General features: G+C 42.6%; 15 protein-coding genes. 9 read left to right on the top strand and 6 right to left on the bottom strand.

What is annotated here, in order from left to right; all coding sequences use genetic code 11:
- Nucleotides 1-352: 352 nt before the first annotated feature.
- Nucleotides 353-2104: an SGNH/GDSL hydrolase family protein gene (locus H8S65_RS12715; RefSeq protein WP_186930329.1), complete on the bottom strand. Its 1752-nt coding sequence runs from the start codon at nt 2102-2104 to the stop codon at nt 353-355.
- A gap of 120 nt (nt 2105-2224) precedes the next feature.
- Between H8S65_RS12715 and H8S65_RS12710 the strand changes: the two genes are divergently transcribed.
- Nucleotides 2225-4213, top strand: a complete 1989-nt coding sequence (locus H8S65_RS12710) for a retaining alpha-galactosidase (RefSeq protein ID WP_186930328.1) — start codon at nt 2225-2227, stop codon at nt 4211-4213.
- Here H8S65_RS12710 and H8S65_RS12705 read toward each other — a convergent pair.
- The 3 genes from H8S65_RS12705 to H8S65_RS12695 all read right to left on the bottom strand — a co-directional run bounded on the left by H8S65_RS12705 (nt 4204) and on the right by H8S65_RS12695 (nt 7834).
- Complete coding sequence (locus H8S65_RS12705) at nt 4204-5010, bottom strand: MBL fold metallo-hydrolase (RefSeq protein WP_186930327.1); 807 nt, start codon at nt 5008-5010, stop codon at nt 4204-4206. The genes H8S65_RS12710 and H8S65_RS12705 overlap by 10 nt on opposite strands.
- Nucleotides 5011-5465: 455 nt before the next feature.
- Nucleotides 5466-7547: a hypothetical protein gene (locus H8S65_RS12700; RefSeq protein WP_186930326.1), complete on the bottom strand. Its 2082-nt coding sequence runs from the start codon at nt 7545-7547 to the stop codon at nt 5466-5468.
- Nucleotides 7548-7573: 26 nt separating this feature from the next.
- Nucleotides 7574-7834, bottom strand: coding sequence for a hypothetical protein (locus H8S65_RS12695; protein WP_366497828.1), 261 nt, complete (start codon nt 7832-7834; stop codon nt 7574-7576).
- A gap of 83 nt (nt 7835-7917) precedes the next feature.
- On the opposite strand from H8S65_RS12695, the gene H8S65_RS12690 reads away from it, so the two are divergent.
- Genes H8S65_RS12690 through H8S65_RS12680 form a run of 3 tightly spaced genes read left to right on the top strand, consistent with a single transcriptional unit; the run spans nt 7918 to nt 11775 of the window.
- Entirely contained in the window at nt 7918-10056 is a 2139-nt protein-coding gene (locus tag H8S65_RS12690) for an outer membrane beta-barrel family protein (protein ID WP_186930325.1), read from the top strand.
- A 5-nt stretch (nt 10057-10061) separates the two neighbouring features.
- The gene (locus H8S65_RS12685) at nt 10062-11105 is read left to right on the top strand and encodes a sensor histidine kinase (RefSeq protein ID WP_186930324.1); all 1044 of its coding nucleotides are present in this window, start codon (nt 10062-10064) and stop codon (nt 11103-11105) included.
- Entirely contained in the window at nt 11077-11775 is a 699-nt protein-coding gene (locus tag H8S65_RS12680) for a LytR/AlgR family response regulator transcription factor (protein WP_186930323.1), read from the top strand. Before H8S65_RS12685 ends, H8S65_RS12680 begins: the two co-directional genes overlap by 29 nt.
- Nucleotides 11776-11968: 193 nt before the next feature.
- On the opposite strand, the gene H8S65_RS21090 is transcribed toward H8S65_RS12680, so the two are convergent.
- Complete coding sequence (locus H8S65_RS21090; protein WP_298980489.1) at nt 11969-12184, bottom strand: type II toxin-antitoxin system YafQ family toxin; 216 nt, start codon at nt 12182-12184, stop codon at nt 11969-11971.
- A complete protein-coding gene (locus H8S65_RS12670; protein WP_186930322.1) occupies nt 12181-12423 on the bottom strand; it encodes a toxin-antitoxin system protein in 243 nt (80 codons plus the stop codon). Before H8S65_RS12670 ends, H8S65_RS21090 begins: the two co-directional genes overlap by 4 nt.
- An 831-nt stretch (nt 12424-13254) precedes the next feature.
- Between H8S65_RS12670 and H8S65_RS12665 the strand changes: the two genes are divergently transcribed.
- From H8S65_RS12665 to dnaB, 5 genes are all read left to right on the top strand, one after another.
- Nucleotides 13255-14580, top strand: coding sequence for a tyrosine-type recombinase/integrase (locus H8S65_RS12665; RefSeq protein WP_186930321.1), 1326 nt, complete (start codon nt 13255-13257; stop codon nt 14578-14580).
- Between the two features lie 261 nt (nt 14581-14841).
- The gene (locus H8S65_RS12660) at nt 14842-15135 is read left to right on the top strand and encodes a helix-turn-helix domain-containing protein (protein WP_186930320.1); all 294 of its coding nucleotides are present in this window, start codon (nt 14842-14844) and stop codon (nt 15133-15135) included.
- A 1-nt stretch (nt 15136) separates the two neighbouring features.
- Nucleotides 15137-15352, top strand: a complete 216-nt coding sequence (locus H8S65_RS12655) for a hypothetical protein (RefSeq protein ID WP_186930319.1) — start codon at nt 15137-15139, stop codon at nt 15350-15352.
- Complete coding sequence (locus H8S65_RS21085; protein WP_255489196.1) at nt 15345-15977, top strand: LvrA C-terminal domain-related protein; 633 nt, start codon at nt 15345-15347, stop codon at nt 15975-15977. The genes H8S65_RS12655 and H8S65_RS21085 overlap by 8 nt, the downstream gene beginning before the upstream one ends.
- Nucleotides 15952-17304 (top strand): replicative DNA helicase, encoded by a 1353-nt coding sequence (gene dnaB, locus H8S65_RS12645; RefSeq protein WP_186930318.1) that lies wholly within the window; start codon nt 15952-15954, stop codon nt 17302-17304. The genes H8S65_RS21085 and dnaB overlap by 26 nt, the downstream gene beginning before the upstream one ends.

The following is a 17304-nucleotide window of genomic DNA, read 5'->3' as shown; positions in this document are numbered from 1 at the left end:
TAATCCTTCATTCCTTCATCTAAGGTGTTACTGTCTTGTAAATAAGAACTTTAAAGATGAAGGATTTTTATGTCTTGTCTCATAGCTTTTTATTGCGTAAGTAATATGATTGGTCTTGTTCGACAATAGTCAAACGCTTGTCCGATATTTGACAAACAAGCGTTTGACTGCTGTCGAACAAGCATTCGATAGTTGACGGTTGAAATAGAAGCAGGCAGGTTTGTGTTAAGAGAATGGCTATTTGATCTTAAATAGCTGCTGATAGATGCAGTATTAATATTATTTCCTTCATCTGTAATAACGTGAATACAAAATATTTAAGTGTACAGATGAAGGAATGAAGGATTATTTTTCAAAAACTTTTGTTGGGGGATGAGATCTCTCCGGCAATCAATTCATACCCCTTGTTGTTCGGATGGAGGCCGTCACCTATAAACAGACTTTCGTTTATTTTGCCGTCTTGCTGCAATAGGGCTGTTCCCGGATTGGCAAATTCGTAACCTTCCGTTTCCACCATCTCCTTAATGTCGAAGTTGATGTTCCTGACCCATTGCTCCTGATTGCGGCGGGGGAGGATGCCGATCACTTTGACGGAGGCTTCCGGTTGTCGCTGATGGATGGCGGAAAGGAGGAAGCGGAGACCTTCGACGATCTCTTTGTCACTGTTCAGGCCGCAGTTGTTCGTGCCGATCATCAAAACGACTTTCCCGGCCTTATAGCCATCCAGTTCGCCATGATATACACGCCAGAGCACGTTTTCGATACGGTCCCATCCGCAACCTGAGTTCTGGAAACCGGCAGGACGCATGACTTTTTCCCAGGTCTCCCGCCCGTTCTTGTTGCGGTGTTCCGGTTCGCCACCCCAATAGTGGGTGATCGAGTTTCCTAAAATGACCGCTTTGGGCGGATGGTTGCGCACTTGCTCCAGAATAGCACGGTGGCGGGCACGCCATTCGTACATATGCGGTTCCCGGCGTTGCGTGGCGGGAATGGTGGTCGTCAGGTGGCCCAAAGGGATATGCAGGATTTCCCGGACCTTTCTTTCTACGGCTGCCGCCTGTTGCTTCATTCCGAAGTCGGACGGATGCACGTGGTCAACCCAACCGTCGGCAGGCATGTCCAGTTCTTCACGTGTCAGATAATATACATCTTTGATCCCTTCGGACTGAATCTGTTCGTATGCCTTGCGGGAGGCGCGGTTTACCTGCGCGATTTCTCTGTACTGTATGGTGTCTGTGTACATATTGCTGTATCCGTCGTGTTCGATCAGCAAGATGGGAGCCGACTGTTTTTCGCGGAGTTGCTTGACGGCGGCGATCGCCAGAGCGGTCACCTCTTCTTCCTTCTGATTGGGCAAGTTTGGCATGCAATCCAGTATGTACAGCCGGGCATCCGTTTCATTGATAAATTGCAAAACTTCTTTTGCCAGCTTGCCGTTGCCGGAAAAGCCGAGGTTTATGAGCGGATAGTCCAGCGAACGTTGGAGGATCGTTCCCCACGCCATCGCCGGACGGGAGGCACAGGCTCCTTGAGCGATCGAAGTACCGTACAGGACGATCGGCCTTTCGGGAGAAACCGGGATGAATTCCAGCTTCGCATCCTCCGGCGTACCGATCTCCAGCCATTTCACTCCGTTGTACAAGGGCAGATAGAGCCGGTATTCGAAACCTTGTTTGTGGTAGCGGTCTTTACCTATATTATTATATGTATAGGTGATCGTGTCCTTGAAAGAATAGTTGCCGAAGCAAAAATGCCATTCCCCGTCGCTGTTAATGCTGTAGAGGTCGACCCCCGACACTCCGGTCGAAGGCATATGCGGCATATTCAGGCTACCGGTAACGGCGTAGCGGACTTTGATCTGCGGAGCATCACTGTAAAAATAAATGGCGAGTCCTGCCGAATGCCGTGACAGGTTCCATACCGGTTCGCTCACCACGCCTTTTGCACGATCGGGCAAGCGCGTGTAAGAACTCCCGATCTCTTTTGTGAATCCTTGATTTTGGATAACCGGAAAACCGGCTTCCATCGGGTTGTGCCATTTCCATTGGGCGGCGGCCGGGAGGAAAAGCAAGCAGCAAAACAGTAAACAAATAAGCTTTTTCATGGACATTATCTCCTTAATAACCGTATTATGATACAATATCAACAAAGATAAGACAATTTTGCAAAAGCATTTCCTGATTAATCCTGTATATTTGCCGCCAGTTAATTAAATTTGAAAACCATGAAAATAAAAGCTCTTATTGCGCTCTTTCTGATGGGGAGCATGTCGCTGATGGCTCAGAAAAGCTATCAGTTGCAATCGCCGGACAAAAAACTGCAAGCTGTCGTTACGGTAGGTGACGATATTCGTTTCTCGTTTACACACGACGGGACTGAAGTTCTCGCCGCTTCTCCGATCTCCATGACGTTGCAGAACGGGGTTGTCTTGGGAACCAGCCCTAAAGTATCGAAAGTGCTGAAAGCGGCAGTCGATAAAGTGATCCCTTCTCCTTTCTATAAAAAGACGGAAGTGCAGGATGTCTATAATGAAATGACACTTTCGTTCCGGGGTAACTACGGTCTTGTTTTCCGTATGTACAATGATGGTCTGGCCTATCGTTTCACGACGAAGATGAAGAATGATATTGTCGTGGTGGATGAGGAAGCCGACTATAATTTCTCTTCCGACCATACGGCTTTTGCGCCTTATGTGAACAGCAAGAAGGCTACTTTTGAAGAACAGTTCATGAACTCTTTCGAGCAACCTTATGTACACGAACCGATCACGAAGCTGAACAGCGAACGTCTGATGATCCTTCCGTTCCTGGTTGAGCTGGACGGTGGCAAGAAACTCTGTATCACTGAGGCGGACCTGGAAGATTATCCCGGTATGTTCCTGAATAACTCGACTGACAAGCCGGTGTTGAAACCGGTGTTCGCCCCTTATCCGAAAGTGAAAAAGCAAGGCGGTCACAATAATTTGCAGATGTTGGTGGAAGAGCGCGAAGATTACATAGCCAAGACAAGCGGCACGCGTGCTTTCCCGTGGCGTGTGTTTGTTGTCTCAGAGGATGACAAGCAGTTGGCCGATTGCGATATGGTGTATCGTCTGGCTTCTCCCTGCCGTTTGCAGGATGTTTCCTGGGTGAAACCGGGTAAGGTGGCATGGGACTGGTGGAATGACTGGAATATCTACGATGTGGATTTCCGTGCCGGTATCAACAATGAAACCTATAAATATTATATCGACTTCGCTGCCGAGCATGGCATCGAATATGTGATTCTCGATGAAGGCTGGTCTGTCAATTTGGCTGCCGACCTGATGCAGGTCATCCCGGAAATCAATATTCCGGAACTGGTGAATTATGGCAAATCCAAGAATGTCGGTATCATCCTCTGGGCCGGTTATCACGCATTTGATCGTGATCTGGAAAAAGTGGTGAAACATTATTCCGATATGGGCGTGAAAGGATTCAAGGTTGACTTTATGGATCGCGATGACCAGGAGATCATCGACTTCCTCTACAGAGGCGCCGAAACTTGTGCAAAGTATAAGATGATGGTCGATTATCATGGTATCTGTAAACCGACAGGCTTGCAACGTACTTATCCGAACGTGATCAACTACGAAGGCGTTCATGGCTTGGAGAATATGAAATGGGCAGAAAAGACCTATGATATGCCGCTTTACGACGTGACGATTCCTTTTGTCCGTATGGTTGCCGGTCCGATGGATTATACACAGGGTGCTATGCGCAATGCGATCCGTAAAAATTATGCTCCGATCTATACCGAACCGATGAGCCAGGGAACGCGTTGCCATCAGTTGGCTACTTATGTGATCTTCGAGTCTCCGCTGAACATGTTGTGCGATAATCCTTCCAACTATAACCGGGAACCCGAATGTACGGAATTTATCGCCAATATCCCGACCGTATGGGAAAAGACAGTTGCTCTGGATGGCAAAGTGGGTGAGTATGTAGCCATTGCCCGCCTTCACGGTGATAACTGGTATGTCGGTGCTTTGACAAACTGGGATGCGCGCGAGATAGAGCTTGACCTGTCTTTCTTAGGCGACGGCAACTATAAACTGGAATTGTTCAAAGACGGCATCAATGCCGATCGTGCCGCTTGCGATTATAAAAAGGAAGTCATACCGGTTCCCGCCGATCGCAAGGTAAAGGTGAAGATGGCTCCCGGCGGTGGTTGGGCTGCTAAGATTTATAAATAAAACGTATTTCCCGTGTAGTTGTAAAACACACGGTCCCCGAATGTCTGCCGGAACAACGCGTATTTGTCTATACCCGTACAATGACAAATGCCGATCTGTTCCGGCAGATTGTTTTTCAGGTAGTCCGCTATGATACTGAATTTCTCGTCCTGGGCATTGTGGATATGAAAACCTCCGGCCAGGAGTTTGAACGTATATCCGGGAAAACTCTTTCCGATAGTCCGGAGAATATTGGTGATTCCCCGGTGGGAACAGGCGCTCAATACGGAATATGTGTTTTCTGCTATCAGTGCGACCGCCAGTTCGTCATTGAAAATATCGGGAACAACTCCTTCGGGCGTTTGGGTGAAGAACCGTTTGAAGTGAGTATCTTCAGGATTTATAACCGGAAGGTCCGGGAATAGGAACAATCCGGGAACAAGCTCCGTTTTTCCGGTGATAAAACGGAAACGGGACAAGTCAGGCAGACCCGGATCGATGACTCCGTTTTCCCGTTTATCTTTAAATTTCCGGTAAAGGGCTTCCTGTTTACAGATAACCGGAGCTTTCTTATTGACGGTAAGAAAATGCCTCAATCCCCCTGTATGATCACTGTGTCCATGCGACAGGATAAGGAAATCCACCTCTGCAATGTCGATACCCGAAAGCGTTGCATTGCGGATAAACAGATCCGACTGCCCCGTATCGAATAATATTTTATACCCGCCGTTTTCAATGAGCAATGATAGCCCGTGTTCCGCCTGTAAGTTCCGCCCGTAAACGGCATTCTCCACGAGTGTCGTGATCTTGTAATGCATAATCTTATCCTTTTAATTCCCAATTACCGGACAAAAATAAAAAATCCTCTTAACAAAAACTTGCTAAGAGGATTTTTTAAGGTTCCTGGCGGATTTTAGACCGACAAGATATAGAAATAAACTCAATTCCTAAAGCACGAGCAATATAACTCCTTGCCGTGCCAATCCTTTTTGCTGACCACCGGAGAAGAAACGCCAAATACTCTACATCTATATACCAAAGTCGGTTATCATGTTGTCTACAAAAAAGAAATAGATGGAATCTTTTTAATCCACATGGAAAAAGAAAATTATGGAAAATGAAATACTTTACAATGATAGAATAAAAGAAACTATTGAAACTTACAGTGTTTCTGCCCAAGCCTATTAAGACAAATTCATGGATATGGATATACTGTCAAATCGGATAGGAATAATTGGCCATATTACTTGTGACTTGAAAAGAAGGATTGTTTTTATGGAATTTCGTTGTAATATTTAAAACTCTCCATTAACTCATTACAGATAACTTTTGCAATTTGATCCGGAAGTTCCTGGCCTGTATTCTGGCTTGCAAACTCCAAATCGTTACTTCCCATCATCATTGAGGACACCATGTTCTCCACAGTCTTGAATGCCGGCAAGACATTGTTTCTGATTTGTTCCTTTTTCACCCTTTCCGAAGTCAGGGTTTGCGCATATAATTCCGCCAACCTGTATGCGCTGGCATAAGACTGCGCTTGTTGTACAGCAGCTTCGACAAGCGGTATATCTTGCCCTAATTGGCCTGCCGCATGTACCTGAGCCGGAGAGAAGTCTTCTACTTTTTCCGGATATTTTTCATATCCAGAAATCAAGATATGCCGGTCGAAGCCTCGCGGGTCTGTCGGCAAAGAAGCCCCTTTCGCCCAATCGACAAAACCGATACCAGACGCATCCGGCTTCTGTTCGTACTCCTTCTCCATATTTTCTTTGAATACACGGCCTTCTGACGCGCCCATTCCCCACAAGCTCCCCTGCTGTTTCAACCTATGTTCTTCGTCGAAGAAACTTGTTTGGAAGAAATCGGTACTATCCAGACTATCGTATGCTTTTATCAACATATTCGGTTCGGTCGGATAAAGCATTTTAGGATAAATCTTGCTTATCGCATTACGGATAATGCGGTCGTAACGATTACCTACTTGAGTGTTATGGACGATCTGTCCGATTTTAGCCTGAATAAAAGCTGCGTTATTTTCAGAATAACGACTTAAATCATCCGATGGCTTTTTCTTATCGATTTCCGAACCGTCCGCATAAAAGGTAATATTACTTTCCGCCTTGACAATCTCGACAATCAACTTCTGCTCATTTAAATTATAAAGGTTATACCCGCCGATAACAATCTTTGCCCCGGTTCCATTTGTTCCCAAATGTTCGTCCATTTTATCAAGAATTCCTGTAGTACCGGTACCAGTATCAGTATCGTTGGGAACTTTGAGGCTGACCGAATCGCCATCGCCGGAATGGATGTAGACTGGATTGTTATAGAGCTTCAACCGGTCGACTAAAAAATGTGTACGACTGCTTGCCATTACAGTTTCACGGAATACGCCGTACGGTAAGTTTGCAAAAAGATCTTTTTGTTTCACTCTGAAATTTGCGTTCCGATCATCCACATTCGGAGTATTTTCAAGCGCCCACCTTATATTGAAGTTAGGAATATGTTTGCCATTCAACTTCCAACAAGGTTCCCATAAAAAACCAAATCCTTGAAAATTAATCGGATATTGGGGAAGAGTCAATTCCGCTAACTTTTTCGATACATCTTTTTTTCTCGTTTCATAATCATCCTTTATGATGGGACTGAACGAATTTAGACCGACAACCACACTCAGTCGTTTCGCTTTTTCTTCATCTTCACCAGAAATAGCATCATCAAAATATCTTTTCGTTATATCCTTCACTCCGTTTTCAGCATAATAAGAGACGATATTCGCTACATAACCCGTGGGTTTCTTTCCTAAATTCAAAGGCAGAGGTTTATATGTATTCCTGTAGCCTGTCGTTTCGATTTTAATATCACCCGGATTCGGTTTATCCACTTTAAAATTATCTGGATTCGGACCGAGCTTATCTGTTGCATTTATGACAAATGAAGCACCAGTCAAAACAGAATCATCCTTATTTACTAACAAAGTTTTGTCATTGGATTCCAGATCATCCTTAATTGCTTTATCGAAATCGTTTTTCGTGACTAATCGATTTTGTTCAAAAAAAGTACGGTGACTACAAACGAAAGTATCTTCAAGCAATTGTTTCTTTACTTTATTATATCTTATTCCTTCCTGCTTATTTGCTGGTCTTCCGATCTCCTTTCCGTCTGCTAAAAAATAAATCTTTCTCTGAATCGGCAGACTTGTTTTCAACCGGTTATCCACGAACCCGGAATCAGTAAGCATTCCGGAGAATTTCGACGGGCGGTTATCGACGAATTGTACCTCCGGATTATTAGGAGACATTTGCCTAACGGAAGATATTATCGTATTTCTCCGATATGTTTTGCTTTCATTCATATAGCCAGCTATTTAATCTTACGAATTTAAGGATTGTTTTTTAATTTTCCAACAAATAAGTCAGGGCAAACACATCTAATTTCTTTAGCTTCGCCAAAACTTTCCTTCGGCAACTGTTCCGTATGTGACTTTTCCAAAGCCTTGTAGTAGTTTACCTTTGCGTCATTACTACCTTTCAGATAGGGTTGCGGCGGCATGTGTGTACTACCTGAAATCATAACCGGAACTGTGCGATACATTCCGGCATTCTCACGGTCTATCGAGTATCCTACGACCAGGCTGTCCACTTGTCACCAGATATCTTCCTTTCGTCACTATAATTTGTCAGTCTTGTTTCTCTCACTACTTTTGAAACAAGAAGATAAAGAATATGTATAGAACTCTATTTTTAGGAATCCTCTTGTCAGGTGTATCCTTAGTGGCTTGGTCGCAGCAACAAGATACGATTGCCGACCAGCGTTTGAAAGAAGTGGTGGTGACTGCTAAACTACCGTTAGTAGAAATGTCTGCCGGAAAGACGACTTATCGGATGGATGCGTCCATCACTCAAAGCACCGGAAGCCTCTATGACGTATTATCTTCCTTGCCGGGGGTGATGATAGATTCCGGTGGAAATGTTCTGTTGAACGGGCAGAGTGGTGCAACAATCCTGATGGATGGCAAGCCCACTTACCTTTCGGGAGATGAACTGATGAGCTTATTGAAATCCACTCCTGCTACCAATACCGATAAGATTGATTTGATAACCCAACCTTCTGCACTTTATGATGCGGCAGGCAGTACCGGACTGATTGACATCCGTACAAGGAAAATCAAGTTGCGTGGCATGAATCTGAGCTTGAACGGTAACGGTAGTTTAGGTCGGTCGGGCAGTGGTTATGGCAGTGTTTCTATGAACATTCGTGAAGATAAGTTCAATTTTTATCTGACCTATTCTTATTATCGGGGAAAGAATGTCATTGACATGTTCATCGACCGTGCTTTCAGCCGGGATGAAGAAAGAATGACGCAGGACTCTTATCGGAAACGGGAAACCGATTCGCATTATTTGCGTACCGGATGTGATTTCTATCTCAATAAACGTACTGTTTGGGGAACTTCCTTTAGCGGAAATATCTTCGGACGGAAAGAGAATGCCGATATGTTTACGGAGATTCAGGAAAGAAAAACGGCAGGAAATACCTATAGCCATACAGACTGCGACCGGAGAAATCTCTCATTAAGCACCAATATGGTGCACAAACTACAGAAAGAGGGTGGAGAGATTAGTGCTTCTTTTGATTATTTTCATTACTATAGAACTGAAAACCAGCTGATGGATAGCTTTAAACCGGATACGTTGAAAGGGGATATGCAGGGAAATATCAACTTATATATTGGGCAGGCAGACGCCGTCTATCCTTTGAATGAGAGGTGGAAGTTACAGGTAGGAGGAAAGGCTTCGTTTGTGGCGATAGACAATACGGCGGGTTATATGCGTCCGTCCGTTTCCGGTTGGCTGCCCGATGGCTCGCTTGGCTCTCGCTTTGTGTATGACGAAAATATGAATGCAGCCTACTTGCAAGCTGGTTATGAAACTGACCGTTTGAAACTTGCGGCAGGGCTGAGGCTGGAACATACCCGCGTGCACGGCGATTTCGGAGGGAACACGGTGCAAAAGGATTCTTCGTTTACCACGAATTATCTTCATTTGTTTCCTACATTATCTTTGCAGTACAATGGGGCTTCTAATCATACATTTCAATTCTCTTATGGCAGACGCATTACCCGCCCCAATTATAATGATCTGAATCCTTTTACTTATATTTTTGACGAGTATACCCATGAAGGAGGAAATACAAAGCTGCACCCTTCTTTCTCCGATAATATGGAGCTGGCTTATGTGTATCGTGGTTGGCTTCAAACGGTCTTCTTTTGCTCGCGTACGGAGGATGCCATTATGAAAAGCTATCAGGAACGGGAGAACCAATGTATTTACGTGATACCCGAAAATATTTCATCCTATACGCAAACAGGTATACGCGTTCATGCTGCCAATCTTGAACTGGCTTCTTTCTGGAAGATGAACCTGACGGCTATCGGTATGTATAACGATTACCACTGGACGGAACAGGGTAATAAATTGAAGAACCGTACGTTTACTCCGATATTCAGTAGCATTAACCAGTTCACTTTTACTCCTTCGTGGTCGGCGGAACTCTCGGCAAGCTATAACGGAAGAATGGCTTATGGGCAAGCGACTGTTCACCCTGCATTTGAAATGAATGTGGGTATCCGGAAGAAGGTGTTTCGTGGCAAAGGCTCTGTAACCTTGTTTGCCAAAGATATATTTGATACCAATTGGCAAAAGGTGGATGTCCGGGCTATCGGTACACAGGCTTTTGTAGACGAACGTCCTAACAGGCGCGTACTGGGTATTGCCTTCACATGGCGTTTTCAAAAGGGCAGTGAGGTGGAAGAAAGCAGACGGAAAAGTGAAGTAGATGAAACAAAAAGAGTAAATTTGTAGTTGCTATGAACAAACAGTGGAACAGATGGTTAATGCCGGCATCGTTTGCCGTGGTTCTTTTTTTGTGTATCCGTGTGGCGAATGACATTCCGAAGCGCGAATATTACTGGGAGGGAAATGAGTGGGACTTTATGTTGAAGGATATGCTGGTGGTGTTCGCCATGTCCTATCCGATACTTTTTTCTATGAAGTGCTGGCTTCGTTTCTGTCGCAGGAAGAGACTGGCATGGTGGAAAGAGTATGGGGCTGTCTTTCTGGCTACTCCGTTCTGGTGTCTCCTGGCGATGTGGATTATTCGTTTACTGATGGGACTCAAGCTTGACTTATATGATGTTCCCATTCCGGTTGTCGTGAGCATTCTGCTCGGAGGCTTTTATTATACCTTTATGCGCAATCGAATGATACAGAAAGAAAATGAAGTCCAGCGCCTGCAATTGGAAAAGATAAAGAATGACCAATTACAGACGGAATTGAAATTTCTGAAAGCGCAATACCATCCTCATTTCTTGTTTAATGCGCTGAATACCGTTTATTTCCAGATTGACGAGAAGAATGAAGTTCCTCGCCGGACATTGGAGATATTATCTGATTTACTCCGCTATCAGTTGTATAATGAGGGGGATAAGGTGACGATGCGTGCGGAAATAGAGTATTTGAGAAAGTACATCAGCTTGTGGAAACTCCGCAGCACCGAACGTTTGAAGTTGCAGGCTCATTTTGACGAGGCATTGCAAGAGCAGGAAATATATCCTTTGCTGTTTGTTCCATTAGTGGAAAATGCATTCAAATATGTGGGAGGAGAGTATCACATTGCATTGGATATGCGGCTGAAGGATGGGTGGTTGCATTTTTATATTGAGAACTCCATATCCGCGCCGCTACCTCTTAAAGAGAAGCAGGGTATCGGTATAGAGAATCTGCAACGTAGATTGGAGTTGCTTTATCCCGACTGCCATACGTTGGGTATAAAGAAAGAGAAAACTTTGTTTAAAGTAGAACTTGTGATAAAGATAGATGTCTATGCAAATAAAATGTGTGATAACCGATGATGAACCCATGGCACGCAAAGGGTTGAAAAGCTATGTAGAAAAGGTGGATTTCCTGACCTTGACGGCAGTGTGTGAAGATGCTATGCAACTGAATACTCTTTTGCAGACCGAGCGACCGGACTTACTGTTTCTGGATATTGAAATGCCTTACCTTTCAGGACTTGAACTGTTGTCGTCTCTCGCTAATCCGCCTCATGTCATTATCACGTCTGCTTACGAGCAGTATGCGTTGAGAGGTTATGAACTTGATGTTGCGGATTATCTGCTGAAACCAATCTCGTTCGAACGTTTCTTGAAAGCAGTAAACAAAGTACATGGTCTTCTGCAACAAGAAGAGCGGCAGGAGGAAGCGACTGATTATATCTTTGTCCGCTCGGACCGGCAGATGCATAAAGTGTTCTTTAAGGATATTCTCGTTGTAGAAGGTTTGGAGAATTATGTTTGCATCTATACGGAAAGTGCCAAATTACTGGTGCGTTCCACCATGAAGCGTATGGCAGAAGCTCTACCTAAAGCCGTCTTTCTACAAGTTCATAAATCGTATCTGATTAACTTGGAAAAGATTGATATGATAGATGGCAATCAGATCGTAGTTGGAAAGCAAACTATTCCCGTAGCCCGTAACTTTCGGGAAGAAGTGTTTGCACGTATTCTAAAAAACACATTGTAACTATATATAAAAACGTCACCCTTTTTAGAAATCTCTTTTCTCCATTGTTGAAGGTGCATAAAAGGGAGTATTTGCCTAAATATTCCGCAGATGTGCCAGCAATATCATAGCTTCGCTATCGTTGATAATCTATCTTTTCTTACCGAATAATTCGGAGTGGCTCCCAATTCTAAGTAAATCAATTATATCCCCATCAATCCATATAAGAAGAAAATCCCCTTCTATCATGGCATTCCATACAACCTTTATACTCACCTTTCAACATGCGAGGTTTGTATTCTTGTGGAATCGGCTGGTCGTTTATGAGTAGATTTGCGATATATTCAAAAGTTGCAATTTTTTGGGGGAATTTCTGAATACGTTTGAAATCTTTCTTAAACTGGCTTGTTGGGTGTAATTTCTTTTTCACTTCATTAATTCCTCCATCAAGCTATCCACACTGTCGAACGTTTCTTTATTCTTAGTCGTGCGTGCTTCCCTTATGGCTGCAATCGTTTCCGTATTCGGTTCGGTATACATTACGTCCATCAAAGTACTCTCTACAAAATTATTCAGGCTCCTGTTTGCTTTCTTGGCTTGTTCCTGTAAGATTTGCAACAAGTCCTCACGCAAACGAAAAGAAGTTTGTTTTCTTACTACAGCTTTCATATTATATTGTATTGTAAAAGTAATATATTTATGCGCAAAAAGCAAACTTCTAATATATTTTACTCATTCTACTTTAATCTTAATATCCTTACCGCAATGCGGGACAGGTGAGGGATAAAGAGTCACTTTTTGGGTGCACTTCTTCTGAGGACATAAGCAGATCGATATTAGAGGTTATCACCTTAAGTAAGGCATCTGTTATGTGCGTTTAAATAGGCTTTAAGTAGCACCAGCCATACCCAGCATGGTCTTTGAATCTGTCCTTTGATGGAATGCCGGGAGCAAATGTTGAGGTTACGGTAAAAATACGCTTAATTCATTGATTTATAATGTGTATGATATCACTGTAACCGTAACCCCGTAACCTATGCCTTTATTTTAGAGATAAACATTGAGGTTGATCAATTTGGATACATAACATATTATAATACAGATAATAATCATATAGAATAATCCATAATATAAAAGTTAAGATTGCAGGTGCTTTTGTTCGTGAGAATGGGAGCGCCAACTTTATTTATATGATAATATTATGAAGAGAGAGAGACAAAAAATAGACTCTATCACCAACGAAGTAATAGAGTCTATTTTTTAATTGTAGTACCAATGTAGTACCATTTTTGTTTTTATCGAGGTTCCTGGCGAACCTCTTTTTCTTGATTTTGCTTATTTTATTAATAAAAGAATAAATGTGTATATGTTTGGAAATTAGCATATTGTTTTATTTGCAAAAGAAAGAGAAATAAAATAAGATAAAAGATTGTAGTACCAATGTAGTACCAAATTAAAAAGAACCTCTATATTTGTAGTACCAATTTTAATGACAAAGATATGCCGGCTACATTCATTCTAAGAACTGATAAAAGCGAAGGATATGCAACCTTATACGCTCGCATACAAAACAGAGTGCCAAAGATAAACATTCGGGTGTCTACAGGGGTAGAAGTTGATATCAGGGAATGGAATAAGTCTTTGACTGGTGCAAAAGCATTAACAGCTTTCAGGAATGGTAAAGGCAAAGACCTCTTTATCAAACTTGATGCTATTTCAGCTATGGTTGATGCTCTTATAAAGAATGGTGTAGCTATTACTTCTGACATGGCTAAAGAGCGTATTCATAAAATAGTGTATGCAGAACAGATCGCAGCAGAAAAGGAACGTGCAGAAGCTGAGGCAAAAGCATTGGAAGAAGAGCAAGCTACAAACTTCAATGACTTCATTGTTCAATTCATCCATGAGTGCGAAACAGGGAAGCGCAAGAAAAAAGGCGGTACTACTAACGTATCACCCGGAACAGTAAAAAGTTATAAGGGCTTTCACTCACAATTCAAAGCATATCAGGAAGCAAGGTTAAGAGTTGTTGATTTTGCAGATTTAACAATTGAGTTCTACAATGATTTTCGATTATTCTTGACCGACAAAGAATATTCCCCTAATACTATTGCCAGAATGGTAAAGATTTGCAAAACGATCTGTTATGCAGCCGAGCAATTAAAGCTAATGGATGCCAGCAACGTACGATCTGGGTTTGATGTCATCTACAAAGATGTTGATAATGTCTACCTGACAGAAGAACGGATACAAGAACTTTATGAATATGATTTATCTAATTGTCCGGCATGGGAAAAAGTAAAAGATGTGTTTGTTGTTGGCTGCCTGACCGGGCAGCGTGTCAGTGACTATAAGCGTATCAATGCAAAGATGATCGTTACCCTCACTGACGGGAACCGTTATATTAAGTTGAAACAGGAGAAGACCGGGAATATAGTGTATATTCCTTTGGATTATCGAGTTGATGCTATTCTCAATAAATATAACGGTGAACTACCAAAAGTTTACGATCAAAAGATAAACGACCATATTAAAGAGATTGGCGAGGCTTTAGGTTGGACGGAGATAGTAGAACTGGAAGAACAACGGGGAGCGATGGAATACACCGCAAAGAAACGGTTCTGTGACTTACTGAAAACTCACACCTGCCGTAGAAGCCTTGCGACCAATATGCAAAAGGCTGGTGCATCCCTTAGTTCTATTATGGCTATTACTGGACATAGTAGCGAACAGCAGTTAAAAACATATCTTAAGTTGGATGAATCAGAAAAGAGTATGATTGCTGCAAAAGAAAATTACTTCACGAAATTAAGAGTCGCTAAATAAGTTCGTTTTTTCTTTATTATAATCAAAGTTGGTAATTCTGCAAAAGGTTATCAACTTTTTTTATGTGCTTTTTTATTCTATTTTACGACAATAGCTCTATTGTCATGTATCAGCGATAAATATTTTCGTTGTTCCGGGTTTCTGTTATTTTATTTGCATATTCTTTTTCAGAGAAGCCGCTCTGGACATAAAGAAGGTGGTCAATTACATACCGTCGGCAAAGTCATGTAAGACTACTAACTAATTATAAAGAGTACGAATATGAATAACTTAGACCAGCAAGCAGTTGTAATGAGCTTCTTTGCTCCATTTATAGACGTGATTGTAGATAGAGTATCTGAAAGGGTGTTATCTGCAACGGCTAAGAGAGAACCTCGGTTCTACAGTCGGAAAGAAACAGCGGATTTACTTCATGTGACTTTGCCTACATTGGCAAGGCTCACTAAAGATGGGCTTATAGTTGCCAAACGTGTCGGTAGTAGAATACTCTATGAAGCCGATGCTATTGATGAAGCGGTAAAGAAACAGGTAGTCTTTAAATATCGGAGGGGTTAATATGGAATATATCAATATCAAATTCACTCAGTCAATCCATGGCAATAGCAGTATCAAGTTATTGCCAGACAGGGAGATTTTTGCCCGAATTGAACGGACTAAAGAGCCAGATATACGAGAAAAAGAAAGCCCTATCGGTGTACCAGCATCATTAATACGCGAAGTGCATAAAGGACTAATTGAGGAATTAAAGATAAGGAGATTAGGCAATGGATAACTCAAGGGATACATTTATATTTTATAGGTCGTTTAAAGAGAGCATGGATGATTTATCAGATGCAGATAAACTTATCATGTACGAGGCAATATCTGATTATAGCCTCGATCTTAAAGAACCTGAATTAACAGGTTTCCCTAAAGCTTTGTTTAAATTGATTCGTCCCATTCTTGACGCAAATATTCAAAGGTGGCGCAACGGTTGTAAAGGAGGAGCACCTAAGGGAAATAAAAATAATCGTTTCTCTAAAAGTACAACCGAAGTACAACCAAAAACAAACCAAAGTACAACCAAAGTACAAGCTAATAAGGATAAGGATAAAAATATAAATAATAATATTGGCGAATCTACCGATTCACCGACTGCATTATCATTCGAGAATATTTGGTCTTTGTATGGAAAAAAGGGTAATAAAAAGACAAGCGAGAAGAAGTGGACTAAATTATCTGTTTCCAACCAGAAGAAAGCCTTTGCTTACATTCCTGCCTATGTTAAGTCTACACCAGACAAACAATATCGGAAGAACTTTGAGACATTCCTAAATCAAGAATGCTGGAATGACGAGCTACCAGGTAATAAACAAGTAAATGATCAATCCCATGAGACAGAAAGAAATTATCTCTAATCCGTTACCCAATAGCCCTGAAACTGAAAAGGCCGTAATTGGTGCTTTGCTCGTGGAAAGTGATGCCATAAGTGAAGTTATTAGTATCTTGAAATCAGAGATGTTCTATGATAGCTCTTTAGAAAAGATATACTCTTCAATTGTCAGTCTGTATAATGAGAACACTAAGCCAGACATGATTACTGTAACCAAGTCTCTTATGAAGTCCGGGAATTTGGATAAAGTAGGCGGTCCGTTCGCCCTATCCATGCTATCGGGGAATATAGCCTCTTCTGCTAACATAGTCGAACACGCCCAGTATTTGCATCAACTCTGGTTAGCTCGTTCTTTGGCCGTCGCAGGTATGGAGATCGCAGGTAAAGCGACTGATCCGACCGTCGATATAGACGATACAATAGCAGATGCCATCAGGAGTGTCGAAGGAATCGCTGAAAATACCGCCTACAATTCACACATAAGCGATATCTCTACTGTCGCTAAACAGTGTATTGACTCTTATCAAGTGCGTAAAGAAAAGGCCAGAAACGGACAAAAGACCGGGATCACGACCGGTTTATCCAAACTGGATCATTCTACTGGCGGATGGAAACCCGGTCAACTGATAATTTTGGCGGCACGTCCAGCGATGGGTAAAACGGCATTGCTCCTGCATTTCGCCAAAAGCGCGGCATTGAATAGAACCCCTGTTGCTATTTTCTCGTTGGAGATGGGTAATGTGTCGTTGGCAGATCGTTTGATCCTCTCGGAATGCGCTATTGACTCAGACCGGTATAAATTCGGTCAACTCTCACCTGAAGAAGAAGCCCAGCTCTGTGATGCTGTCGGTAACATTTCGTTCATGCCAGTCTCGATAGATGATACGCCTAATATCAGTATTCAACAGATCAAGGTCCGGGCCCGGAATCTTCAACGAAAGGGAAAATGCGGTCTTATCCTGATTGATTACCTGCAACTGATAGACATGCGATCCACCAACAAGAGCTATAACCGAGGACAAGAGGTAAGTCAATGCAGTCGGTCGGTAAAAGTGATGGCTAAAGAATTGGGTGTACCTGTTATCCTTCTATCGCAATTATCCCGGAAGAACGAAGAACGGTCTGACAAGATGCCGATGTTATCCGACCTTCGGGAATCCGGGGCGATAGAACAGGACGCGGATATAGTGATGTTCATCCACAGGCCGGAGTACTACGACAAGACAGCCGAGAAGGGTTTCGGTGAGATCCGGATTGCCAAGCAACGTGATGGCGCAACCGGTGATATCCGGTTTAGGTACAATCATAATCTTACCAAGATTACCGATTATGAACAATCAATGCCATTTTGA

Source organism: Parabacteroides hominis, from assembly GCF_014287585.1.
Lineage (GTDB): Bacteria > Bacteroidota > Bacteroidia > Bacteroidales > Tannerellaceae > Parabacteroides > Parabacteroides hominis.
Note: the sequence above shows the minus strand (reverse complement) of the source record. Positions and strands in the feature narration are given on the sequence as shown.